21 protein-coding genes and 1 tRNA gene are annotated in these 22,479 nt (G+C 59.5%); 16 read left to right on the top strand and 6 right to left on the bottom strand.

Going from position 1 to position 22,479, the window contains the following annotated elements; all coding sequences use genetic code 11:
* Nucleotides 1-11 precede the first annotated feature (11 nt).
* From pstB to phoR, 4 genes are read left to right on the top strand one after another with little or no spacing between them, the layout of a single operon-like run.
* Nucleotides 12-860 (top strand): phosphate ABC transporter ATP-binding protein PstB, encoded by an 849-nt coding sequence (pstB, locus tag ACVK00_RS16975; protein WP_228907280.1) that lies wholly within the window; start codon nt 12-14, stop codon nt 858-860.
* 18 nt (nt 861-878) lie between these two features.
* Complete coding sequence (phoU, locus tag ACVK00_RS16970) at nt 879-1,583, top strand: phosphate signaling complex protein PhoU (protein ID WP_166722308.1); 705 nt, start codon at nt 879-881, stop codon at nt 1,581-1,583.
* Nucleotides 1,584-1,615: 32 nt separating this feature from the next.
* A complete protein-coding gene (gene phoB, locus ACVK00_RS16965) occupies nt 1,616-2,317 on the top strand; it encodes a phosphate regulon transcriptional regulator PhoB (RefSeq protein WP_006750313.1) in 702 nt (233 codons plus the stop codon).
* A 57-nt stretch (nt 2,318-2,374) separates the two neighbouring features.
* Entirely contained in the window at nt 2,375-3,694 is a 1,320-nt protein-coding gene (gene phoR, locus ACVK00_RS16960; RefSeq protein WP_228907281.1) for a phosphate regulon sensor histidine kinase PhoR, read from the top strand.
* A gap of 110 nt (nt 3,695-3,804) precedes the next feature.
* Here the strand turns inward: phoR and ppk1 are convergent, their stop codons facing one another.
* Complete coding sequence (gene ppk1 / locus ACVK00_RS16955) at nt 3,805-5,868, bottom strand: polyphosphate kinase 1 (RefSeq protein WP_284897947.1); 2,064 nt, start codon at nt 5,866-5,868, stop codon at nt 3,805-3,807.
* Nucleotides 5,869-6,147: 279 nt separating this feature from the next.
* On the opposite strand from ppk1, the gene ppx reads away from it, so the two are divergent.
* Entirely contained in the window at nt 6,148-7,662 is a 1,515-nt protein-coding gene (gene ppx / locus ACVK00_RS16950) for an exopolyphosphatase (protein ID WP_228907282.1), read from the top strand.
* A 44-nt stretch (nt 7,663-7,706) separates the two neighbouring features.
* On the opposite strand, the gene ACVK00_RS16945 is transcribed toward ppx, so the two are convergent.
* Nucleotides 7,707-8,138 carry a hypothetical protein gene (locus tag ACVK00_RS16945; protein WP_166722304.1) on the bottom strand — a complete coding sequence of 144 codons (432 nt, stop codon included), beginning with the start codon at nt 8,136-8,138 and terminating at the stop codon, nt 7,707-7,709.
* Nucleotides 8,139-8,374: 236 nt separating this feature from the next.
* Between ACVK00_RS16945 and ACVK00_RS16940 the strand changes: the two genes are divergently transcribed.
* From ACVK00_RS16940 to ACVK00_RS16905, 8 genes are all read left to right on the top strand, one after another.
* The gene (locus tag ACVK00_RS16940) at nt 8,375-8,908 is read left to right on the top strand and encodes a hypothetical protein (RefSeq protein ID WP_284897950.1); all 534 of its coding nucleotides are present in this window, start codon (nt 8,375-8,377) and stop codon (nt 8,906-8,908) included.
* A 1,019-nt stretch (nt 8,909-9,927) separates the two neighbouring features.
* Nucleotides 9,928-10,188 carry a hypothetical protein gene (locus tag ACVK00_RS16935; RefSeq protein WP_284897951.1) on the top strand — a complete coding sequence of 87 codons (261 nt, stop codon included), beginning with the start codon at nt 9,928-9,930 and terminating at the stop codon, nt 10,186-10,188.
* 306 nt (nt 10,189-10,494) lie between these two features.
* Nucleotides 10,495-13,206: a type VI secretion system Vgr family protein gene (locus tag ACVK00_RS16930; protein WP_284897953.1), complete on the top strand. Its 2,712-nt coding sequence runs from the start codon at nt 10,495-10,497 to the stop codon at nt 13,204-13,206.
* A gap of 31 nt (nt 13,207-13,237) precedes the next feature.
* Nucleotides 13,238-14,509, top strand: a complete 1,272-nt coding sequence (locus ACVK00_RS16925) for a hypothetical protein (RefSeq protein ID WP_284897955.1) — start codon at nt 13,238-13,240, stop codon at nt 14,507-14,509.
* Between the two features lie 84 nt (nt 14,510-14,593).
* The gene (locus ACVK00_RS16920; protein ID WP_284897957.1) at nt 14,594-15,172 is read left to right on the top strand and encodes a hypothetical protein; all 579 of its coding nucleotides are present in this window, start codon (nt 14,594-14,596) and stop codon (nt 15,170-15,172) included.
* Between the two features lie 89 nt (nt 15,173-15,261).
* The gene (locus tag ACVK00_RS16915) at nt 15,262-15,804 is read left to right on the top strand and encodes a PAAR domain-containing protein (protein WP_284897958.1); all 543 of its coding nucleotides are present in this window, start codon (nt 15,262-15,264) and stop codon (nt 15,802-15,804) included.
* Nucleotides 15,801-16,370 carry a transglycosylase SLT domain-containing protein gene (locus ACVK00_RS16910; protein ID WP_175714003.1) on the top strand — a complete coding sequence of 190 codons (570 nt, stop codon included), beginning with the start codon at nt 15,801-15,803 and terminating at the stop codon, nt 16,368-16,370. Before ACVK00_RS16915 ends, ACVK00_RS16910 begins: the two co-directional genes overlap by 4 nt.
* Nucleotides 16,367-16,918, top strand: coding sequence for a hypothetical protein (locus tag ACVK00_RS16905; protein ID WP_284897961.1), 552 nt, complete (start codon nt 16,367-16,369; stop codon nt 16,916-16,918). Before ACVK00_RS16910 ends, ACVK00_RS16905 begins: the two co-directional genes overlap by 4 nt.
* A 1,446-nt stretch (nt 16,919-18,364) precedes the next feature.
* Here the strand turns inward: ACVK00_RS16905 and ACVK00_RS16900 are convergent.
* Nucleotides 18,365-18,441 (bottom strand) — tRNA-Pro (locus ACVK00_RS16900).
* 161 nt (nt 18,442-18,602) lie between these two features.
* On the opposite strand from ACVK00_RS16900, the gene sixA reads away from it, so the two are divergent.
* The gene (sixA, locus tag ACVK00_RS16895) at nt 18,603-19,064 is read left to right on the top strand and encodes a phosphohistidine phosphatase SixA (protein ID WP_284898031.1); all 462 of its coding nucleotides are present in this window, start codon (nt 18,603-18,605) and stop codon (nt 19,062-19,064) included.
* Nucleotides 19,065-19,223: 159 nt separating this feature from the next.
* Nucleotides 19,224-20,030, top strand: coding sequence for a GNAT family N-acetyltransferase (locus tag ACVK00_RS16890; protein ID WP_166722298.1), 807 nt, complete (start codon nt 19,224-19,226; stop codon nt 20,028-20,030).
* 197 nt (nt 20,031-20,227) lie between these two features.
* Here the strand turns inward: ACVK00_RS16890 and ACVK00_RS16885 are convergent, their stop codons facing one another.
* Complete coding sequence (locus ACVK00_RS16885) at nt 20,228-20,398, bottom strand: hypothetical protein (RefSeq protein WP_166722297.1); 171 nt, start codon at nt 20,396-20,398, stop codon at nt 20,228-20,230.
* Nucleotides 20,399-20,534: 136 nt separating this feature from the next.
* Between ACVK00_RS16885 and ACVK00_RS16880 the strand changes: the two genes are divergently transcribed.
* Nucleotides 20,535-20,711 carry a hypothetical protein gene (locus tag ACVK00_RS16880; protein ID WP_228907285.1) on the top strand — a complete coding sequence of 59 codons (177 nt, stop codon included), beginning with the start codon at nt 20,535-20,537 and terminating at the stop codon, nt 20,709-20,711.
* Between the two features lie 19 nt (nt 20,712-20,730).
* Here ACVK00_RS16880 and ACVK00_RS16875 read toward each other — a convergent pair whose 3' ends face one another.
* Both ACVK00_RS16875 and ACVK00_RS16870 read right to left on the bottom strand, forming a co-directional pair.
* Nucleotides 20,731-22,101, bottom strand: a complete 1,371-nt coding sequence (locus ACVK00_RS16875) for an MATE family efflux transporter (protein WP_284898032.1) — start codon at nt 22,099-22,101, stop codon at nt 20,731-20,733.
* A gap of 8 nt (nt 22,102-22,109) precedes the next feature.
* The gene (locus tag ACVK00_RS16870; protein WP_228907287.1) at nt 22,110-22,436 is read right to left on the bottom strand and encodes a DUF2288 domain-containing protein; all 327 of its coding nucleotides are present in this window, start codon (nt 22,434-22,436) and stop codon (nt 22,110-22,112) included.
* Nucleotides 22,437-22,479 lie beyond the last annotated feature (43 nt).

Below are 22,479 nucleotides of genomic sequence, written 5' to 3'. Positions count from 1 at the left end.
GGAGCGATCCGATGAATATGGCAGAAAGCCACCTGAATTCCGTCGAGCGCACCGCTGCGCCCGCCGGCACGCACGACGCGGTGCATGGCAGTCCGCTGGCGCCGCTGAACGCGAAGATCGAGGTCAACAACCTCAACTTTTTCTACAACAAGTTCCATGCGCTGAAGAACATCAACCTGCGCATTCCCGAAGGGAAGGTGACGGCGTTCATCGGCCCGTCGGGCTGCGGCAAGTCGACGCTCCTGCGCACGTTCAACAAGATGTACGCGCTCTATCCGGAGCAGCGCGCCGAAGGCGAAATCCTGATGGACGGCGAGAACCTGCTGACCACCAAGCGCGACATCTCGCTGCTGCGCGCGCGGATCGGCATGGTGTTCCAGAAGCCGACCCCGTTCCCGATGTCGATCTACGACAACATCGCGTTCGGCGTGAAGATGTTCGAAAAGCTCACGCGCTCGGAGATGGACGACCGCGTCGAGTGGGCGCTGTCGAAGGCCGCGCTGTGGAACGAAGTGAAGGACAAGCTGGGCCAGAGCGGCTACGGGCTGTCCGGCGGCCAGCAGCAGCGTCTGTGCATCGCGCGCGGCATCGCGATCCGTCCGGAAGTGCTGCTGCTCGACGAGCCGTGCTCGGCGCTCGACCCGATCTCGACGGGCCGCATCGAGGAGCTGATCGCGGAGCTGAAGAGCGACTACACGGTCGTGATCGTCACGCACAACATGCAGCAGGCCGCGCGCTGCTCGGACTTCACGGCCTACATGTACCTGGGCGAGCTGATCGAATTCGGCGAAACCGAAAAGATCTTCATCAAGCCGGTGCGCAAGGAAACGGAAGACTACATCACTGGCCGTTTCGGCTGATGACGGAGAACAACAACCATGTCGGATAAACATCTGTCGAGCCAGTTCGACGCGGACCTGAATGCCGTGTCGTCGAAAGTGCTGGAAATGGGCGGACTCGTCGAGTCGCAGATCGTCGGCGCGATGCATGCGCTGAACGAATTCGACCGCGACGCGGCCGAGAAGGTGATCACGGCCGAGGAAACGCTGAACGCGATGGAAGTCGACATCGACCAGGAGTGCGGCAACATCATCGCGCGGAGACAGCCCGCCGCGCGCGACCTGCGCCTTCTGATGTCGATTTCGAAAACGATTACGAACCTCGAGCGCGCCGGCGACGAGGCCGAGAAGATCGCGAAGCGCGTGCGCCGCCTGGTCGACGAACCGGCCGCGCGCACGGTGAACATCGCCGAGATCAAGGTGTCGGGCGAGATGGCCGTGACGATCCTGCGCCGCGCGCTCGATGCATTCGCGCGCCTCGATACGGTGGCCGCCGCGCAGATCGTCAAGGACGACAAGGAAATCGACCTTGAATTCCGGGCGTTCGTGCGCAAGCTCGTGTCGTACATGCAGGAAGATCCGCGCACGATCTCGGTCGGTCTCGAATACCTGTTCATCGCAAAGGCGATCGAGCGGATCGGCGACCACGCGAAGAACATCGCGGAATTCATCATCTACATCGTGAAGGGCACGGACGTGCGGCATCAGCCGCGCGACACGCTCGACCGTGAAGCCAACAGTTAACGCGACCACGTACAGGAAGAACAGAGGTGCCGATGCCCAGCAACATTCTCGTCGTTGAAGATGAGCCCGCGATTTCCGAACTGATCTCGGTGAATCTCCAGCACGCCGGTCACTGCCCGATCCGCGCATACAACGCGGAGCAGGCGCAGAACCTGATCAGCGATGTGCTGCCCGATCTCGTGCTGCTCGACTGGATGCTGCCGGGCAAGTCCGGCATCGCGTTCGCGCGCGACCTGCGCAACAACGAACGGACCAAGCACATCCCGATCATCATGCTGACCGCGCGTGGCGACGAGCAGGACAAGGTGCTCGGCCTCGAGATCGGCGCGGACGACTATGTGACCAAGCCGTTCTCGCCGAAGGAACTGATGGCGCGTATCAAGGCCGTGCTGCGCCGCCGCGCGCCGCAGCTGACCGAGGACGTCGTGTCGATCAACGGGCTGCGCCTCGATCCGGCCACGCATCGGGTCGCCGCGCACGGCGACGGCAGCGAGATCAAGCTCGATCTCGGCCCGACCGAATTCCGCCTGCTGCATTTCTTCATGACGCATCCGGAGCGCGTGCACAGTCGCACGCAACTGCTCGACCAGGTGTGGGGCGATCACGTATTCGTCGAGGAGCGCACTGTCGACGTGCACATCAAACGATTGCGCGCGGCCTTGAAACCGGCCGGCTGCGATGCGATGATCGAGACCGTGCGCGGCAGCGGCTACCGGCTCGCCAAGCACGCGTAACGTATCGGCGCATGCTGTGTGCCACGGCATGCCGTTCATTCTTTCGGGCGCTGAATCATGAACATCATCTGGGCGCGCTTTCTCGTGTCGCTCGTGCTGCTCGTGCTGATCAGCGTATTGGTCGGCGTGTTCGCCGGCCCGACCGCGGCCTGCGGGTTCGCGGCCGTGATGCTGGTCGCGCAGGGCTTCTTCAGCACCTTCCATACGCAACGCCTGTGGCGTCTGCTCGATGCGCCCGTCTACGGCGAGGTGCCGAGCGCACCGGGCATCTGGGGTGAAATCTATTACCGGCTGCACAAGCTCGCGAAGCAGTGGCATGCGCAGGTGCGGCAGGTCGAGCAGCAGCATTCGCGCTTCATCCAGGCGATCCAGGCGTCGCCGAACGGCGTCGCGATGCTCGACGACCATGACCAGATCGAGTGGTGCAACGCGATAGCCGAGGTGCATTTCGGCCTCGATGCGAAACGCGACCTGCGCCAGCACATCACGAACCTGGTGCGTCATCCGGAATTCGTCCGCTACCTGAACGCGCAGCACTACGACGAAACGCTCGTGATGCGCGGGATGGGCGACTCGCGGCAGAACGTGCTGGAGGTGCAGGTGTTTCCGTACGGCGAGAACCGCAAGCTGCTGCTCACGCAGGACATCACGGAGCTCGAGCGGACCGACGCGATGCGCCGCGACTTCGTCGCGAACGTGTCGCACGAACTGAAGACGCCGCTCACCGTGCTGTCGGGTTTTCTCGAGACGATGCGCGAGCTGCCGCTGAACGAGGAAGATCGCGCGCGCTATCTCGAGATGATGGAGCAGCAGGCGTCGCGGATGCGGCACATCGTCACCGACCTGCTGGTGCTCGCGAAGCTCGAGGGCGAAAGCAGGCCGCCGGTCGATCACGCGATCGACATGCGTGCCGTGTTCGACCATCTGAAGGAAGATGCGCAGACGCTGTCGAACGGGCATCACGAGATCACGTTCACGATCGACGAGACGCTCGGCGTCACGGGCGCCCAGACCGAAGTGTTCAGCGCGTTCGCGAATCTCGTCACCAATGCGATCCGCTATACGCCGGACGGCGGCAAGATATTCGTGTCGTGGCGGCGCGAGGGCGCGCACGGCGTGTTTTCCGTCACCGACAGTGGTTTCGGCATTCCGGCCGCCGACCTGCCGCGGCTGACGGAGCGCTTCTATCGCGTCGACCGCAGCCGCTCGCGCGATACGGGCGGCACGGGGCTCGGCCTCGCGATCGTCAAGCACGTGCTGCAGCGGCACGACTCGCACCTGTATGTGCAGAGCGAGGAAGGGCGCGGCAGCACGTTCACCGCGCGCTTCCCGGCGTCGCGGATCATCGCGATCCGGCCGGCAGCGTTCGAAGCTTGAGCGCGTGATCGTGTGACACGGTTCGTGTGCATCGCATCCGCGCACGACTGAAACGAAAAAGGCACAGCCCGCATGAGCTGTGCCTTTTTCGTTTAATGCGCGGCGCCTGCCTACGAACAGAACTTCGCGAGCAGCCCGAGTTGCGCGTTGCGCAGCGTCTTGCCCGCGCGACGGCGCCGATAGTGGCCGTCGCTTTGCATGAGCCACGCCGACTGGTTGTCGCCGAGGCAAACCGACAGCCCTTCGGCGATCACGCGGCGTTTGAGCTTGCGCTCGCGGATCGGGAATGCGACTTCGACGCGGCGGAACAGGTTGCGGTCCATCCAGTCCGCGCTCGACAGATAGACTTCCTCGGCGCCGTCCGCGTGGAAATAGTAGATGCGGTGGTGTTCGAGGAAGCGTCCGACGATCGAGCGCACCGTGATGTTTTCCGACAGCCCCGGCACGCCCGGCTTCAGCGCGCACACGCCGCGCACGATCAGGTCGACCTTGACGCCGGCCTGCGACGCTTCGTACAGCGCGGCGATCACCGTCGGCTCCAGCAGCGCGTTCATCTTCGCGACCACGCGCGCGCGCTTGCCGGCGCGCGCATTGTCGATCTCCGCGCGGATCGATTCGATGATGCGCGGATGCAGCGTGAACGGCGACTGCCACAGCTCGTGCAGCGTCAGCTCGCCGCCGATTCCGGTCAGTTGCTGGAAGACGTGGTGGACGTCCTCGCAGATCTTCTGGTCGGCCGTCATCAGCCCGAAGTCGGTGTAGAGGCGGGCGGTGCGCGGGTGATAGTTGCCGGTGCCGAGGTGCACGTAGCGGCGCAGCGTCGCCTTGCCGCCCTGCACGACGCGGCGCACGATCAGCATCATCTTCGCGTGGCACTTGTGACCGACCACGCCATACACCACATGCGCGCCGACGGCTTCGAGCTGCGACGCCCAGTTGATGTTGGTCTCCTCGTCGAAGCGTGCGAGCAACTCGACGACGACGGTCACTTCCTTGCCGTTGCGCGCGGCTGCCATCAGCGCGTCCATCAGCGGCGAATCGGTGCCGGTGCGGTAGATCGTCTGCTTGATCGCGACGACGCTCGGGTCCTTCGCGGCCTGCTGCAGCAGTTCGAGCACCGGCTGGAAACTTTCGTACGGGTGGTGCAGCAGGATGTCGCCGTCGTCGATCGCGTCGAACATCGCCGGTGCGTTGGCGATCGCGGGCGGGATCGATGCGCCGAACGGCGCGAACTTCAGGTCGGGGCGATCGACGAGATCGGGGATCTGCATCAGCCGCACGAGGTTCACGGAGCCGGCTACGCGATAGCAGTCCTTCTCGCCGAGCAGGCTTTCCTCGAGCAGGCGGCGCACGATATGTGCCGGCGTGTCGGCCGACACTTCGAGCCGCACCGCGTTGCCGAGGTGGCGCGCGGGCAGTTCGCCCTGCAGCGCGACGCGCAGGTTGGTGATTTCGTCTTCGTCGACGAACAGTTCGCTGTTGCGCGTGATGCGGAACTGGTTGCAGCTCTTCACGACGAGTTGCGGGAACAGTTCGCCGACGAAGCGCTGCATGAACGTGCTGAGCAGCACGAAGCCGTGCTCGAAGCCCGACAGTGCCTGCGGCATGCGCACGACGCGCGGCAGCGCGCGCGGCGCCTGCACGATGCCCATCACCGCCTGGCGGCCGAACGCGTCGCGGCCTTCGAGCTCGACGACGAAGTTCAGGCTCTTGTTCAGCACGCGCGGGAACGGGTGCGCGGGATCGAGGCCGATCGGCGTCAGCACCGGCAGCAGTTCGTCGAGGAAGTAGCGGCGCGCCCATTCGAGCTGCTCGTCGTTCCACGTGTCGCTTGCGTGGAAGTAGATGCCTTCCTGTTCGAGCGCCGGCAGCACGGTTTCATGCAACATCGTGTACTGGCGATGCACGAGCCGCTGCGCGCGCTCGACGACGAGGTCGTAAGCGTGCTGTAACGACATGCCGTCGGGCGTCAGGGCGCCGGGGTTGTCGCGGATCTGTTCCTGAAGGCCGGCCATCCGGACTTCGAAGAATTCGTCGAGATTGCTGCTGGTGATGCAGATGAAGCGCAGGCGCTCGAGCAACGGAACTTGCGGGTCGGCAGCCTGGGCCAGCACGCGCTCGTTGAAACCGAGGATGCCGAGTTCACGATTGAGAAGCGGATAACGGACGGACATCGGCAGAGTAGGGGATGATTCGGGCGATGATTCGAAAGGACGCTCGGAAACTCTCACGATACGATGACGTGCTGATGACGATTGTGTATTTATATCGGGAAATTCTACGCCGGAACCGTTTCGTCTCATAAATGTTTTGGCCATATACAATCTCCCCGTGTACATGCCCGTGAAGCGTGGCAACGGCAAGCGTTCCACGCTTAAAATGTCGCCTTTGATTGATCGTCCAGCGTGGCCGGAGCGGCTGCCGCGGGCGAACGCGCACGGAGCCCCCTTCTGATGGTTACATCCCCCCACTTGCTGGCTGCCGTCGATCTCGGCTCGAACAGCTTCCGGCTGATTGTCGGGCGCGTCGAGGAAACGCCGGCGGGCAGTCAGATCTATCCCGTCGATGCGCTGCGCGAGCCCGTTCGGCTGGCCGCGGGCCTGTCGAGCGACAAGATGCTCGATCGCGCGTCGCAGGAGCGTGGCTGGGAGGCGCTCAAGCGGTTTGGCGAGCGCCTGCGCGATTTCCACCCCGATCATGTGCGTGCGGTGGCGACCAACACGCTGCGCGTCGCGAAGAACGCGGGCGAATTCCTCGGCGAGGCCGAAGCGGCGCTCGGTTTTCCGATCGAAGTGATCGCGGGCCGCGAAGAGGCGCGCCTGATCTATGCGGGTGCCGCGCATTCGGTGCCGGCGAGCGCCGGCAAGCGGCTCGTCGTCGACATCGGCGGCGGCTCGACCGAATTCATCATCGGCTCGCACTACACGCCGATCGTGATGGAGAGCCTCTACATCGGCTGCGTGAGCCACAGCCGTGCGTTCTTTCCGGCCGGCAACGTCGACGAATACACGATGCGGCAGGCCGAACTCGCGGCCAAGCGCGAGATCCAGATCATTTCCAGCGAGTACAAGAAGGCCGGATGGGACCAGGCGATCGGCTCGTCGGGCACCGCGCGTGCGCTCGCGGAACTCGTCGAGGCGAACGGCTTCAACGACGCGGGCATCACGCATGGCATTTCGCGCGGCGGGCTCGAACGCCTGAAGCGCGCGCTGATCAAGTCCGAGAACGTGAACCGGCTGAAGCTGATCGCACTGAAGCCCGATCGCGTGCCGGTGCTCGCCGGTGGCCTCGCGATCATGCTCGCGGTATTCGAGGAACTGGGTGTCGACTATGTCGATACCACCGACGGCGCGCTGCGTCTCGGGGTGCTGTACGACCTGCTCGGCCGGACCCAGCACGAGGACATGCGCGCGGTGACCGTCGAGGGCTTCACGCGCCGCTACGGCGTCGATCGCGCGCAGGCCGAACGCATTGGTGCGCTTGCGGTGCGGTTCTACGACGAGCTCGAGGAAGCCGACGACGAAGCGCGCGAGGAGGCCCGGATGTTCCTCGGCTGGGCCGCCGCGTTGCATGAGATCGGGCTGTCGATCTCGCACAGTTCGTATCACAAGCACTCGGCCTATATCGCGAGCAACGCCGACATGCCGGGTTTTTCGCGCACCGACCAGGCGCGCCTTGCCGCGCTCGTGCTCGGGCACGCGGGCAAGCTCGGCAAGCTGTCGCAGGCGCGCGACGTCGAATGGCCGCTGCTGTTCTGCCTGCGGCTCGCGGCGCTGCTGTGCCGGCGCCGGACCGATGCCGGGCTGCCGGACATTTCCGTGTCGCAGATGAAGAAGGGCGGGTATGAAGTGCGCCTGCCGAGCGCGTGGGTCGAGCAGAACCCGCTGACCGACTACAGCCTCAGCCAGGAAGCGGCCGAGTGGGAGAAGGTCGGCATTCCGTATCGCGTGGTTTATACGGGCGCGTAACGAGACGCCCTCCCGGGAACGGCTCCGGCACCGGCGCGGCGCGCTCAGTCCGAGCACACGATCGCGGTCAGGAACGGGAACGCCTGCTTGACGGTCGCGTCGCTGCCGGCCTTGCGGACGGCCTGTTCGACAGCGCTTTTCGTGCCGCGTACCACGACGCCATATGCCCAGTCGCCGATCGGCGTGCCGTCGCCCGGCTGGAAAATCGGATCGTTCGCCTGGTAGCCAAGCACGACGTAGACGCCGAAGCCGTAGGCGGTCAGCGGATGGTTCGTGCGGAACGCGTTTACCGAATTCGCTTCGACGTGCATCGGCTCCGACTGGATGTCACCGGCCGTAAGCAGCGGCGCGACGAACTTGTGGCCGTTCGAATGGCAGTCGAGCGCGTCGTCGAGCGACTTGGCCGACGCGGCGCCGGACGCGCCGAATGCGAGCAGCGCGCCGAACAGGGCGGTCTTGAGAACGTTGTTTTTCATGCTCGGTTGCGGGTTGGTCACGGATATTATCGCGTGTTCTCGCAAGATTCGTGCGCGGGGTGAAAGGCGGCGACGATGGGAAAGCGTGGGGGCACGTTGGAAAGGCGGTGTAGGAGCGGTCGATTGCAGCGCTTTGTTTGCGACGGTTCGTTTCGAGTTCGTACATGCCGTATCGAAGTTGACATCGTTGAAGGATCGGATTGTCAAAAATGGCATGAATAAAGGCCAGACACCCAATGAAAAACTCCACAAAGACCACCTGCCCATTACTGCAAATGATCCGGAAATTTATTAACGCGAGTCAAATCGTGAAGCGCGCATGCGGATTAGGTGCACTGCTGTTCGGACTCGGTGTATTGAGCTTGCCGACGATCGGTGCGGCGCAGGACGTCGAAGGAGCAGGATGCCACGCAATTCGCCTGAAGCGGGCTATTACGCTCTCGGGGCAGTACGCGGTCGACTACGATGACGAGGCTATCGGCTCCGACATTTGGTTCGCGGAGGATGATGACTCGGCGAAACGGCTCCCGGATCGTTCGCAACGATCGGGCGCACTTGTGTTCACGAATCAGGCCGACGCGGTCCGCCGCCTGCGGATTCCGGTTGCGCGACCAGATGGTGTATGTCGGTTGGAAGGCACCGTGAAAGTAGAAATTAGAAATTTAGAAACGACGTGCCCCGGGCAGGAGGCGCCCGATCATGCTTTTCTGACAAAGGTTTTCCGTGCGAGCGTGCCCAACCGGATAGCTTGCGACGCCTCAGCTCAATAAGACGACTAGCTGCGGAACTTGACTGGTTTTATGTCGATTTCGAATAGTTGATGGGAGTCTAAGAGGTGAGGCGTAGACATATCGTTTTGGGCGATACTACAACTGCAGATGATGTCGTAATCCAGGGAGAGCCCGTATATACGGCTAATGGGCAACCCCTTGCATACCACGCGGCGGGGTTGGATGGCGGCGTCGCCGGGACTATACAAGATCGGTGACCCTCGACGAACAACCGCCGAAGCACTCTCCTCGGAACTCTTGCAGTTTCTGCTTGAACATTACACAGGTTCGATAGTCACGATGAGCGACGCGCAAACGAGTATTCCCAATTCTCCGATTTTATCGAGCGCCCCAACAAAACGTTGACGGTATTGATGAGGGTCGCTCAAACGCTTTGCCTCAATGATGTTTTCGACCACGACCTGTGGAAACTCGATGGCGTGCTTCTCACTGCGTATATCAATCCGGTATTTTCCGAGTACGGTCAAGATATGATGAGCAGCGGGCAAAATTTGGTGTGGTCGATAGGCTACGACATTTTCCGTGTGGCTGAGTTGAGCCGATTGTGGCCGCGACCGGCTATAACACCTCAACAAACACTATAGCCGCCGCTACGATCTTGGCTGCACTTTTATACCCTGACCGAGTCCCATGGTCCTGCTTGGAGGGCCTCTCCGCGAGGGACGCTGGTACAAATTTGCTGTGTGACGACGAAGAACCCCGCACGGGATCGCCGGCCCGGCTGTCGGAGTCACCCTCATCTTCGGTGCGGTAGGAGTGCCTGCGCGATCGTTCTCCCCATAACGCCTTACCGCTCTCTATGACCAAACGGCGACCACCGCGCTCCCGGCGACCGATGACGAGAGAGATGTTGTTACCTCTCGCGGCATCAGTCGCTCGCCGGAAATCCGTCGAACATCACATGGCATTCCATACCCTCGTGACCGGCGAGGGCGACGGTTCTGCCGTGGCTCAGTGCGCCGTCTATTTGTGCGTACTACTACGTTCACGAAGCGACGTTGGGGGGAACCCATCTGGGCGTGTTTCGGGTTGCTGAAGCGGCACTTCATGATTGTGCCGTCCGCGGCAAGGCTGAAGGCAAATTCTCGACTACGACCGATGGCATGGCCGCGATCCAGAAGGTGCTCATCTTCCGCGATGAACAATTGCTGAATTCCCCGTCCTACGTCATTGCTGATGCTCAAGCGCGACTCAGCGAATTTCTAACTAACGATTTACTGTCGCCGATCGCGCCCGAACGCGAGCCCCCGCATCACTAGCATCTGTCCAGTGTGGCCGCCGGAATCATGATTGCACGGACACTCGACTGCACCTGCAATTTAGTAATATATATGAAAGATAATGGTGTTGAATATGTAATAAATGGTGGCGCTACCCACATTAAGTCTGACCTCCTCGCAGACGAGTGTATGAATTTTTGTCAGACCATATTGTTGTTTTCACGATCAAGGTACATTCTCATGACCTGCCGACGCCGCTAAGATTGCGGTGATATAACGGGGAAGCCGTTCCCGTGAGAGCGCGGGCCATTGCGGGCTTGCAAAAAACAAGAAGATGGATAACGAATGAACATGACCGAAGTGGCTCAGGCGATCCGTGGCGGCCTGATCCAGCACGATCGCCTGCTCAAGACGAGCATCCCATCGCTGCCGGAGAACGCGCTTGTTCCGCGCCGAGCCGTGACTTATTCCGAGCTTGGCCGTGACTTCAGTGTCACGCTCGACATGGTATCCACAGCAGGCGATATTGAGCTCAAAACGTTGATTGCTCAGCCGATGACCCTTTGGTTGCAGCAAGCGAACAAGTCTTATTTACCGATCAACGGATACATCCATACAGCTCGCAGACTTGGTGCTGACGGAAGTCTTTCAAGTTACCAGTTGGCTTTCGCTTCATGGATGCATTTCCTCAAATTCCGCAGCGATATGCGGTACTGGCAGGACACGAGCGTCGACGCCGTCATCACGGATGTATTCAATGCGCATCCACAAGCGCGAGGCCAGTTTGAATTTGCCTTGCTGAAGCCGCTGCCCGCGCGCTCTTATTGTCGTCAGAGCGAGACCGATTGGAATTTTGTCCATCGATTGATGGAGGAGGAGGGGTTGTTCGGTTTCTGGCGTCAGGACAACGAGGGGAAGTCGCATAGGTTCATCGTGACCGACGACATTTACTCGCTTGATGAGGTCTTGCCCAAACAGATCGCGTTCTCCAGGTCAGGCACAAGTAGCGAAACGGGCGCGTTTACGCAATGGGCGGGGTCGCGGACGTTGCAGAGTACCGTGTACACAACGCGCACGTTCGACTATAAGGCGCCGTCCTCTCCGGTCAATCCGAAAGGTACGACGTTGCCGACGATGGACGGTCAGGGAAATTTGCCGGAGCAGACTGAAGTCTACGAATATACCGGCGCCTACACGTATTTGAACCAGGATCGCGGTGAGCATCTTTCGAAGATTCACCTAGAAGAATGGGAGTCGAGGGCAAAGCGATTCTTTGGTATCGGAGGTGTTCGGGCTATCGATGCCGGCCGTCGGTTCATGCTAACTGGCCATCCTGAGCACGATCATGATCAAGCCGGGCAGCGCGAATTCGCTGCGATCAAAGTGCGCCGGTACGTTGAGAACAACCTGCCGTTATCGAATCACGAAGCGAACTTTCCTTATAGCTTGCAGAGCGAACTAGCGCAGGCGAAGTTCGAACAAACGGGAGAGGTCGTCACTCACGAAGACGGCTCGGCCGGTTTTTATCTGGTCGAAGTGGAGGCACAGCGCGTGACGGTTCCGTATAGGAACCCGTTCGAGCACAAGAAGCCAACGATGGAGTTGGAGACGGCAATCGTCGTCGGGCCGCAGGGCGAAGAGGTGTACACGGACGGACTGAACCGTGTAAAGGTCATGTTCGTTTGGGACCGACAGAACTCGGCTAACGCAAATGCCTCGTGCTGGATGAGAGTCGCGCAGTCAGACACAGGCGGCGGCTACGGAAGCGTGCACGTTCCGAGAGTCGGTGAGGAGGTCCTAGTTGGCTACATAGGCGGAGATTGTGATAGGCCTATCGTCCTGCATCGTGTCTACAACGGTAGTGTTCAGCCGCAATGGCATAGCAACGGCATTCTGTCGGGTTACCGATCGAAGGAATATGCGGGAGCCGGCTATAACGAAATGGTCCTTGACGATGCAACGGGGCAAAATCGCGCCAAATTGTTCAGCAGTACGGGAAACAGTTTGCTGCACCTGGGATATCTGATCGACCAGAACGGCAACTCACGCGGCTCATATCTTGGGAGCGGCTTCGATTTGAGGACCGATTCTTACGGTGCCGTACGCGCCGCACAGGGGCTGTACGTTACGACGCATCCGAAGTCAGCGAACAGCCAACCGCTTCACACGCAAGAAACCCAAGAGCAACTTATCACCGCTGAAAGTATTATCGAGTCGCTTTCGGATGCGAGCACGACGCATCATGCGGAAGCGCTGACACCGGGTTGTAAGGCGTTGAAACAGTTTACGGACCACACCCAGCATACCGTTGACGCATCAGCATCCGGTGGGCGAACCGCCGGAGGTGGGCAAGGAAGTGCTAAAGCTTTCAAATCTCCTCTCATGCTGTTCGGTAGCCCGTCAGGAGTAGCAATATCGACGCAGGACTCTGTACATCTATCCGCAACGCAACACGTTAATTTAGTCAGCGGTCAAAGTACTCATTTTGCGGCTGGAAAATCGTTAGTCGCCAGCGTTAGGGACAAGTTGAGCCTATTTGTTCAGAACGCGGGGATGAAGCTGATTGCCGCTGCTGGGAAAGTGAAAATCCAAGCTCAGAGCGATGAGATGTCATTGGCGGCGCTCAAAGACCTAACCGTCACTAGTACCGACGGAAAAATTATTTTGAATGCGTCTAAGGAAATATGGTTCGGTGTTGGCGGGTCATACATTCGAATTACATCGCAGGGTATTGAGAACGCCACCACCGGGCAAATCTGGGAGAAATGCGCTCAATGGAGCTTGCCAGGCGCAGCGTCAATGCGTGTCCCATTACCTGATTTGCCAGGGGTGAAGCCATATAGCGCTCAATTTACTGTGAGAGACAAGGGCGGCGCTATTCTGCCAAATTACCCTTATCGCTTGGAAGCCGAAAATGGCCCGACTTGGTATGGTCATACAGACGAAAATGGGCAAACTCAGCGGGTATGGCTGGCTAGTCCTCAAAATGTCCACCTGCATCCACATGACTCTAGCCCGGATGGCGATGGGCATGTTGACGATCCTCGCGATTGCTAGTCTGGATAACAATCAATCAAGCAGATAAAATATGGCAAACTCTAACGTTACTCCTGTGAGTACGATGGTGTGTGGTTCGAATCAACCGACACAAGACGCGCAATGTCCGACTCGGAAGGTTACTTTTATTATTTATTGCGCGCCACGTGATGATGGTGGCCATAATCCAATGTACACAGCCTTGTATGGTCAAGATGCGACACATACTGGGGTTACCGATTCAGCGTCCTATCTTACTAATCTACCGTGCGTATTAGTCGATGCTGACTCGGGGAAGGTAATTTATCCTTACGCAGGAAGTCATCTTAAGACCTATAATCTTGGTCCTCCGACACAGTCTAGTGGATTGCATGATGGTAGTCGTAAGGTGCACACATTCCCACCGATCAACATTCCAAATGACGTAAAGCGTATTGCTTTGCACATTGCCAATGATGCTTACGAGTCACATCGGAATTTTAAATTGTTTCCATGGACCGTCCCAGAAGTCGCACATAGCAAGGTGCATATATATGAGATGAGAACGGACTTGCAGGATAGATTTTCTGCTGAAAATAATCTTGGAAGTACTCCAGAAGAAAATGCCATAGTCGCTAAACCTGGGTCGACTACCGAGTATTTCGGATATTTGAATGGTGACCTTTGGCTGAAAATCAGTCATGAATTTACAACGGATGAAATCACGCGACTATGCCCGCCTGAGACATTGTCCCGGTCCATTTCTGGTGGCTCTGGTCAAAATGGCACTGCTTCTCAGAGCGTGACCATTGACTGGGCAACGGCATTACAGTCCATTTACAACGCTGGAGCGGGTTCTCGCTCCATGGATGCATTTAGTGTTCAGATTTCCGAGTTGGGCATCACTCTCAAGTTTGCTGCACGGGCGGTCGCCAACGCAATCAACACGAGCGCCAGAACGACGGTGCAACAGGCACTGAAGCGAACTTCACCTCGTGCGTTTGCTGCGATTTTGAAGGCGGCTTGGCGTCTTAATATCGGTACGGTGGATTTATCGAGCTCCTGGCGGCCGATGCTCGGCTCCAGATTGCACAAGATGGGAGTGGGGGTGGATGTTACGGAAATTGTGGACTCTTCTGAGAATATTGACTTTGTGATTCATAATCACGGTCCTGCTGACCGTCAACAGCCATTCCCTACCAGTGCAGGGGGGCAAAAAATGGCTAAGCTTTATCAAGAGTTGCGTGGTGATGGCGAGGTGGAGGCCAATCAGGTTTACACGCCATGGCTTCATTGGGTTGAGCCGCATGATACCCATATGCATATTACCGTCAAGTACGAGTAGGCTGGATAATTGGACTACGTGGATGGTATGATTTTTGTAGAGTTGCAACTTGATTAACAAGGGTAGGCAATTATGCGTTCGGGCGTGATTGGGTGGCTGATAAAAGCGATTGTCGGCGTTGTGCCGATGTGTGTATTGATTTCCTCTGCTGCGTATTCTCAAGAGATAATTTCATCTCGAGAAACTCTCGGGATTGCGTTGGAGGGGGCGGTGATGTGTAGAAGTGACGCGCTTAACGTTTTCGGTGGGGGGCAATTTGACGGCGGCCCTAGTGATCCACGGAGATCGCTTGAGGCATTGGGGGTGGAAGTAATCAGGGGAGGGGGTGATAATGGAAAAATTGTCTATCGCCTTCCGCGTGGAATTAGAGTATTTAATCGCGAGGTAAGCGAGGCATTTTTTTCTTCGGAAAGTACGACATTATTCTTTGTAGCCATTCGTGCCAATCCGAACCGCTTGGGCGAATTTAATAAAGTTTTGAAACTTACCCCGGTGCCAAAGGGAAATCCGGAGGGATATGGGTATTTTGACGAATTTGAAGTTCGAGATATCCGAAAATTGAGTGGCGAAACGGATTCGCCTCCCAATACAATCTTTAGTGCGGTGGGGAAAAACAAGCGACGTGGTTACATTATTGTTGGTTGTCAAAATCTCGCATGGTAGAGACTGGTAATTGTATATTCTAGTGGTTGGCTGATTTTTTCGATTTCGAACCGTTGGTGAGGGTATCTGGTGTGAGGCGCTATCTCATAATGCTTGGCGACAAGACGACGGCGGGAGGCATTGTCGCCCAAGGTGAACGTGCATCTACTGTCAATGGCCAACCTTTTGCCTACCAGGATGCCAAGATAAATTGCCAATCATGCTCGTCGGTGGGGTCAATTCGCAACATCGGACCGAATCGTCCGATGGGTTTGATGGGTAAGCAAGTCGCATTGGAAAATGATCTCTGTATCTGCAAATGCAATCCGCCTCCTCGCTTGATAGCATCGCAGAGAACCGCGTTTGTAGAATTCGGTTCATCTGAGCTTGAGGCGATGGGGTATACGCCTCAAGGAAGATACTTCGGTGATTCTTCATACGATCAACATTTTTTATTAAAAGATAAACATACAGGGCGACCGCTTCAGGATGTGCTCTACAGAATCGTAACGGATGACGGGGACGAAATTGAGGGGCGCACTGATGCGAACGGCTACACTGAGAAGATATATGCAAAAAGTGCAGTGATTGCCACTATTGATGTATTTGAAGAGCACACGCCACTGAATCCAAACTGGGATCGTGATCTATGACGGGTAAGAAGGTCATTCAAACACAGAAGGCGGCAGCGACTCCGAGATCAGAGACCGACCCGGTTGGGGTGCCAGTGGACGATTCGGCGAGACTCCGTGAAATACGTAAGCTTGTTGAGGCAAACAATCGATCGTCTCTTGACGAGAATTTGGTCATTTGTCAGATATACATGGAATCTCGATTCGACGCGCAAGCTGGTGCTTCTCACGATGCGAGAGGGCTCATGCAAATGCAGCTTCGCGGTGTCCAGCAAGTTTATAAATATCGGAAGCAGAAGGAGCGTGGCGGGCACATGCCTAGCGACGCACAGACAAAGCAGGCTTTTAGTGAAGGGGCTGCTCTGCATGATAGCCCTGCTATATTTGATGAGGCTACAAACATACAGATCGGTACGGAGTACATGCAGTACTGGATCGATCAGTCTAGTTCCATCGAGGACGCGTACAAAAAGTACCGGGGCGTCAGTAATGGCATTTATTACCAGAAAATCAGTGCGGCTGCAAAGAAGCTCGCTGCCGATCCTGACTCAATGCAGGTGCTTCGCGACATGGTGAAGGTTAAATGAGAATTCTTGCTCTCAGCCTTTTATGGATCGCAACTGCAGCAGTCGGCGGAACACCGACCATCAGTGACGGCGGTGCTTTGCGCTCGATAATTTCGTGCCCCTTAGAGGACGGGAGTCGCATTACCCTTATGGCGAAATCACATGGAGTGGATGGGGATTCACTGTTCGTGCAGGTGCGGGGAAAAACCGAGCACGCATTTCTCGATATGCCAGATACTGATTTTGTTGGCCGCATTGTCTTGTCGAAGTGCGTCGATAAAACCCTCGTTTTTGCACTGGACTATGGGTCACCCTATCTAAAGGGAGTCGCAATCCGACAGAACCCAAAGACGCATGTTGAAGAGCGTATCTATTTCGCGGAAAAATCGTTGCCTCGGTGGCTGTACGTTGGGCGTCAGGAGATGTTGGTGATTATCCCCAACGAAGGCTATGAGACAGACAAAAAGTACCTTGTTTATCGATATCTCGCGGGGAAAGGGCAGCCGACGGAAAGCACGCCGACGGATCGACTACCGATCACGAAGCGAAATTTAATTGAAGTTAGGTAATTAAGATTTTTTACTGCGAAAATTGATGTAATCACCTTATGTGGATCGTTGTATTTCGATGATTAACGATCGTTGAAGATCGTCTGGTAGGCGTCACGCGTGTTTCATGGCAATGGATGATAAACATTTAGCGCAAGTCCGTGGCTACCTCGCGGCAGCTGGATTCACGCTGATGGCTCGCGAGTGGCGCGGCGTCTCGAATCAGTATCGGTTCCGATGCACGGACAAACACGCTTCGTCAATGTCCGGGGCAAGTTTTATGCTTCGGGTGCGCGGACGTGGCGGGCCATTAATATGCCGTCAGTGCTGGATTAAACGGACCCTGACTCGTATTCACGATGTCGCTCACCAGGCGGCCGGTGTCTAAGTAAACGGTATCGTGGAAAACAGGCGAATTACCGTTTCGTCTGTGCCGCAGTCCATAAGTTTGAGGCCACTGCCGCTTCGGTCTTAGCCGATCATTGGTGTGCAAAGTGCTCAACCGAACGACGAGCTGAGCGTCGTCGATATCAAGGGGGCTGAAACCGATACAGGATCGTGCGCGAGAGCGTGGTGGCGAGTGCTTGTCGACCGTCTACGATGGCCGAATGGCAAAATATAGATTCAGATGCTGTTCAGGACACGAATGGGAGGCCGCGGGCTACGACGTCTTGCGCAAGGCGTGGTGCCAAGAATGCTCTTCCGATCGTAAGCGAATTCCGGACGGACTTGCGAAGGGCGGCCGAGCACGGCGGCAGATGTCTCGCATCCCGGTATCAACGTATCCAGGCTCGTTACCCATTTCAGTGCGAGCGGGGACACGAGTGGATGGCGTGAGGTACGGAAATCTTGAAGCGGCACTGGTGTCCGACATGTCGTACCGAAGACAGGCAGCGGCAGGGCATCGAATTGATGCGATCGATTGCTGCGGACCGGGGCGGCATGTGCGTATCTGAGCACTATGTCGACAATAACTCGAAGCTCGAATGGAAGTGCGCGCGCGGTCATCGATGGTGGGCGAGACCCCGGCAGGTTTCATCAGGGGGGCAACTGGTGCGCTCAATGTCAGTACCTGTCGCAGATTACCCTGGAAAAAACGAGGCGAAAGCGTCGTTATGAGGCAGTTAAGTCGTCGGAACCTTGATTCGGCGTCGCATGAATGAATCTGATGGGACTGGAAAGCGATGTCGAGCCTCGTTTTGGCATTCCAGCGCCTGATTCGGGTAGGTAATAAAGGCGTTAGCCTAAATTTCGGGCTGCCAAGTACCCGAGGCAGCCTGTTTGCTCAAAAAATGAGCCCCGGTATCCATTTTTTCACCCCGCAACGGTCCCATCCGGCGGTTGCTGCACCGCGCAAACATTACAAAATTCTTTCGTTGCAAAAATTTGGCCCATAGCGCCGGTAGCAATAGCTCAGCAACGCACCAAAGAAAAAGGGGTTAGCTTACGCTAACCCCTTGATTCCTTTGGTCGGAGCGATAGGATTCGAACCTACGACCCTCTGATCCCAAATCAGATGCGCTACCAGGCTGCGCTACGCTCCGACGAGCCAAAGATTCTATCGTCTAATGGGTGACCGAGTCAATCACGTTATGCATATGGCGCACATCATCACGAACCGTTCACGATTGGCGACAATTCAGAGTGTGATCGTCCGGCACGCACCTGCGCGACCGGATCGTTCGCCGATGCATGGAGAGACATCATGATGAACCTGATCCTGTGGCGCCACGCCGAAGCCGAAGACTACGCGGCAAACGACCTCGCACGCCAGTTGACGGCCCGCGGGCGCAAGGAAGCGCAGGCAATGGCCAAATGGCTGCGCGGCCGGCTCGAGTCGAGCAGCGTGATCCTCGCGAGCCCGGCGGCACGCACCGTGCAGACCGTCGAGGCGCTCACCGACCAGTACCGGACCGTCGATGCGCTCGCGCCGGGCGGCAGCGTCGACGACGTGCTGGCCGCCGCCGGCTGGCCGGACGGCATCGCGCCGACGGTCGTGATCGTCGGGCACCAGCCGACGCTCGGCAGCGTCGCCGCGCAGCTGATCGCCGGCAACGGCGACAGCTGGAGCATCAAGAAGGGCGGCATCGTGTGGGTCGCGAGCCGTACGCGCGACGGCAGCTGTCAGGCCGTGCTGCGTGCGTTGTTGACGCCGGACCTTGTGTGAAGAGGTTTGAAGGGATTGATCATACGGTTTCGCAAGCTTTCTGCTAAAGTCAATTCGGCGACACGTCATTGAAAGGACACGGTCGTGCCACAGAATGGTAACGGCCGGTTACTACATTGGCTGGCATGTCGTCCTATTCCTTACGATCAGGAAAGCCTAATGCGAGAACTGCCGACGCCTACGCTCCCTTTTGCCTCGCTTCCCCTCGACACGACGCGGCGTCACCTGCCGCGCGCTGCTGAAACCGTCACATCCGAGTACCGTCTGCGTGCCGCCTGGGCGCGCACGGAAGACGAACTGCGCGAGGCACAGCGCCTGCGTTACACCGTCTTCGCCGAAGAGATGGGCGCGCAGCTCAGCGGCCCGTCCGGTCTCGACGTCGATCCGTTCGATGCCTATTGCGACCACCTGCTGGTGCGCGATCTCGACACGCTGAAGGTGGTCGGCACGTACCGCGTGCTGCCGCCGCACCAGGCCGCGCGTGTCGGCCGTCTGTACGCGGAAGGCGAATTCGACCTGTCGCGCCTGACGCACCTGCGTGGCAAGATGGTCGAGGTCGGCCGCTCGTGCGTGCACAGCGACTACCGCAGCGGCGCCGTGATCATGGCGCTGTGGGGCGGCCTCGGCGCCTACATGATGCAGAACGGCTACGAGACGATGCTCGGCTGCGCGAGCGTGTCGATGGCCGATGGCGGCCACTATGCGGCGAACCTGTATCAGTCGCTGTCGGCCAACTCGCTGACGGCGCCCGAATACCGCGCATTCCCGCATACGGCGCTGCCGGTCGACGAACTGCAGACGGGCACCGTCGTCGCGCCGCCGCCGCTGATCAAGGGCTACCTGCGCCTCGGCGCGAAGATCTGCGGCGCGCCCGCCTGGGATCCGGACTTCAACTGCGCGGATTTCCTGACCCTGTTCCGGCTGTCGGACATCAACGCCCGCTACGCCCGCCACTTCCTGGGCTGAGCAAACTGAATCGCGCGGCGCGCACGCGTGCGAACGCCGTCGCGTGGCAGGCTGCCGCGCGACGGCGTTCGGCTATTCGGACGATGTCAGCCTATCCGGCCCTGTTAATTTGAACGAGACGCAGTAGCCACCGTGCGGGGGCGCGCACGTTCTGGGCGGGCCGCGCAGACGGCGGCCCGGACGACAGGGCGGCTTGCCTAGTGCTTGCGCCGCCAGTCGAGCAGGTGGTGTTCGGCCATCCAGTGATGGATCATCCCTTCGCCGCCGTGGCTGCGCTTGTATTCGCGCGATTCGAAGTACGACAGGGCGACGAGCACCATCAGGCCGACGAACAGGCCGATCAGGCCAGCGATTTCTTCAGACGACATGGCAGCCTCCTTTCAACGGGCACAGCGCCATGCCTTCATACTAGAACATCCGCGGGACGACCCCTAACCCGGAATTCCGCTAGACTCGGCGCGGTCCTGGCGCGCGATGGGCGCGCCGTTTTCCGGAGCCTTCCCGATGACCCGTTTCATGCTGGCCGTGCTGGCCGCGTCCATTCTTGCCGGCTGTTCCAGCGATCCCCGCCAGGCCCGTCGCGGCCACCCGCCGCAAGATCCGGCCGATTACCAAGGCGTGCCAACCGACATGACGCCGCCGTCGATGCTCGGCGCGCCGGCACCGGCACCCGCGCAATAACGTCCGGCCCGCGCGGCCGTCAGGCTCCGGCCGCGGGAGCGTCGGCGCCAATCCGCCGCACGAGCGCCGGCAGGTAGCGTGCGAGCGTCGCACCGCGCGCGACCATGAACAACAGCAGCGCGAACCACAGCCCGTGATTGCCGAACGGGCCGACGACGGTCAGCGTCGTGGCAATGAAGATCGCGAACGACGCGACCATCGCGCGCATCAGCGATTGCGTCTGCGTCGCGCCGATGAACACGCCGTCGAGCAGGAATCCCCACACGGACACGATCGGCGAGATCGCCGCCCACGGCAGGTATTGCAGCGCGACCGCGCGGATCTCGGCCTGATCGGTCAGTCGCGCGACGATCCATCCGCCGGCCGCCCAGTAGACGAGCGCGAACAGCAGCGCACCGAGCCCGGACCACAACAACGTAACGCGCACGGTCTGCCGGAATGCGGCGCGGTCGCGCGCACCGGCTGCTGCGCCGACGAGCGCCTCGGCCGCATGCGCGAAGCCGTCCAGCCCATACGCCATGAACGTCTGAAAATTCAGCAGCAATGCGTTGGCCGCGAGCGTCGCGTCGCCCTGTTTGGCGCCGAGATGCGCGAACCAGCCGAACGCGCCGAGCAGGCACAGCGTGCGCAGGAAGATGTCGCGATTGAGCACGATCAGCCGCTTGAGCGCCGCACGGTCCGCCAGCGCACGCGCGGCGATGGGCGCGAGGCCGCGCGGCCGCAACTGCCACAGCATCCAGGCACCGAGTGCGAAGCCGCATGCGTCGGCGGTCGCGGTCGCCGCACCGATCCCGGCAATGCCCCAGCCGAAGCCGTACACGTACAGCAGTACGGCACCGATGTTCACGGCGTTGATGAAGACCTGTGCGACGAGTGCGAGCCGCACGCGCTGCACACCGAGCAGGTAGCCGAGCACGACGTAGTTCGCGAGCGCGAACGGCGCGCTCCAGATCCGCGCGTGGCCGTAGGCCAGCGCGGTTGCGCGGACCGCCTCGCTGCCGCCCAGCGCGGACAGTGCGAACGACAGCAGCGGCACCTGTAGCGCGAGCACCGCGGCGCCGAGCGCGAACGCGACGATCAGCGCGCGCAGCACGTTCAGGCGGATGCCGGCGGCGTCGCCGGCGCCGTGCGCCTGGGCGACGAGGCCGGTCGTGCCCATGCGCAGGAAGCCGAAGCCCCAGAACACGAAATTGAAGAACAGTCCGCCGAGCGCGACGCCGCCGAGATACTGCGCGCCGTCGAGGTGGCCGGCGACGGCCGTGTCCACCGCGCCGAGGATCGGCTGGGTCAGGTTCGCCACGACGATCGGGAACGCGAGCGCGAGGACGCGCCGGTGCGAGACGGCGGCCGACCCGGTGCCGGCAGCGTGCGGTAATGCGGATTCGGACATGGGACGCGTCAGGCGCGTTCCTGCACGCAGACCCACGGCGACACGACGACCGCCCACAGCTCCGGATTGCGCGCCGCGAAGTCGGCGGCCGTTTCCGCCGACATGCGCGCGACGAGGCCGGACGACAGCCAGCGCGTGACCTGTTGCGCATCGTCGCCGGCAATCGCTTCCGCGACGCTGACGAGATCGATATCGCGCGCGACCGACAACAGCTTGCCCTGCGCGAAGAAGCGCTCGAGATCGCACCAGTCGATCTTGGCGGTTTCGCCGAGGAGTTTGGCGTAGAGCGGGCTGTGCGACGCGCCCGCGGCGGATTCGTGTTGGTGGGAGGACATCGTTGTGCGTTGGAAAGACAGCGTGGCGCCACTATAAACCATC

The organism is Burkholderia sp. PvR073 (genome assembly GCF_054055695.1).
The sequence above is the reverse complement of the archived record's forward strand: the minus strand, read 5'-3'. Positions and strand labels throughout refer to the sequence as shown.

What these genes read in the sequence shown, in the direction of transcription:
- ACVK00_RS16875 (WP_284898032.1), bottom strand. Translation starts at nt 22,101, where the DNA reads ATGTCCGAATCCGCATTACCGCACGCTGCCGGCACCGGGTCGGCCGCC.
- ACVK00_RS16915 (WP_284897958.1), top strand. Translation starts at nt 15,262, where the DNA reads ATGCTTGGCGACAAGACGACGGCGGGAGGCATTGTCGCCCAAGGTGAA.
- ppx (WP_228907282.1), top strand. Translation starts at nt 6,148, where the DNA reads ATGGTTACATCCCCCCACTTGCTGGCTGCCGTCGATCTCGGCTCGAAC.
- ACVK00_RS16925 (WP_284897955.1), top strand. Translation starts at nt 13,238, where the DNA reads ATGGCAAACTCTAACGTTACTCCTGTGAGTACGATGGTGTGTGGTTCG.
- ACVK00_RS16930 (WP_284897953.1), top strand. Translation starts at nt 10,495, where the DNA reads ATGAACATGACCGAAGTGGCTCAGGCGATCCGTGGCGGCCTGATCCAG.
- ppk1 (WP_284897947.1), bottom strand. Translation starts at nt 5,868, where the DNA reads ATGTCCGTCCGTTATCCGCTTCTCAATCGTGAACTCGGCATCCTCGGT.
- ACVK00_RS16890 (WP_166722298.1), top strand. Translation starts at nt 19,224, where the DNA reads ATGCGAGAACTGCCGACGCCTACGCTCCCTTTTGCCTCGCTTCCCCTC.
- ACVK00_RS16940 (WP_284897950.1), top strand. Translation starts at nt 8,375, where the DNA reads ATGAAAAACTCCACAAAGACCACCTGCCCATTACTGCAAATGATCCGG.
- ACVK00_RS16910 (WP_175714003.1), top strand. Translation starts at nt 15,801, where the DNA reads ATGACGGGTAAGAAGGTCATTCAAACACAGAAGGCGGCAGCGACTCCG.
- ACVK00_RS16905 (WP_284897961.1), top strand. Translation starts at nt 16,367, where the DNA reads ATGAGAATTCTTGCTCTCAGCCTTTTATGGATCGCAACTGCAGCAGTC.
- ACVK00_RS16945 (WP_166722304.1), bottom strand. Translation starts at nt 8,138, where the DNA reads ATGAAAAACAACGTTCTCAAGACCGCCCTGTTCGGCGCGCTGCTCGCA.
- pstB (WP_228907280.1), top strand. Translation starts at nt 12, where the DNA reads ATGAATATGGCAGAAAGCCACCTGAATTCCGTCGAGCGCACCGCTGCG.
- ACVK00_RS16880 (WP_228907285.1), top strand. Translation starts at nt 20,535, where the DNA reads ATGACCCGTTTCATGCTGGCCGTGCTGGCCGCGTCCATTCTTGCCGGC.
- ACVK00_RS16885 (WP_166722297.1), bottom strand. Translation starts at nt 20,398, where the DNA reads ATGTCGTCTGAAGAAATCGCTGGCCTGATCGGCCTGTTCGTCGGCCTG.
- phoR (WP_228907281.1), top strand. Translation starts at nt 2,375, where the DNA reads ATGAACATCATCTGGGCGCGCTTTCTCGTGTCGCTCGTGCTGCTCGTG.
- phoU (WP_166722308.1), top strand. Translation starts at nt 879, where the DNA reads ATGTCGGATAAACATCTGTCGAGCCAGTTCGACGCGGACCTGAATGCC.
- ACVK00_RS16870 (WP_228907287.1), bottom strand. Translation starts at nt 22,436, where the DNA reads ATGTCCTCCCACCAACACGAATCCGCCGCGGGCGCGTCGCACAGCCCG.
- phoB (WP_006750313.1), top strand. Translation starts at nt 1,616, where the DNA reads ATGCCCAGCAACATTCTCGTCGTTGAAGATGAGCCCGCGATTTCCGAA.
- sixA (WP_284898031.1), top strand. Translation starts at nt 18,603, where the DNA reads ATGATGAACCTGATCCTGTGGCGCCACGCCGAAGCCGAAGACTACGCG.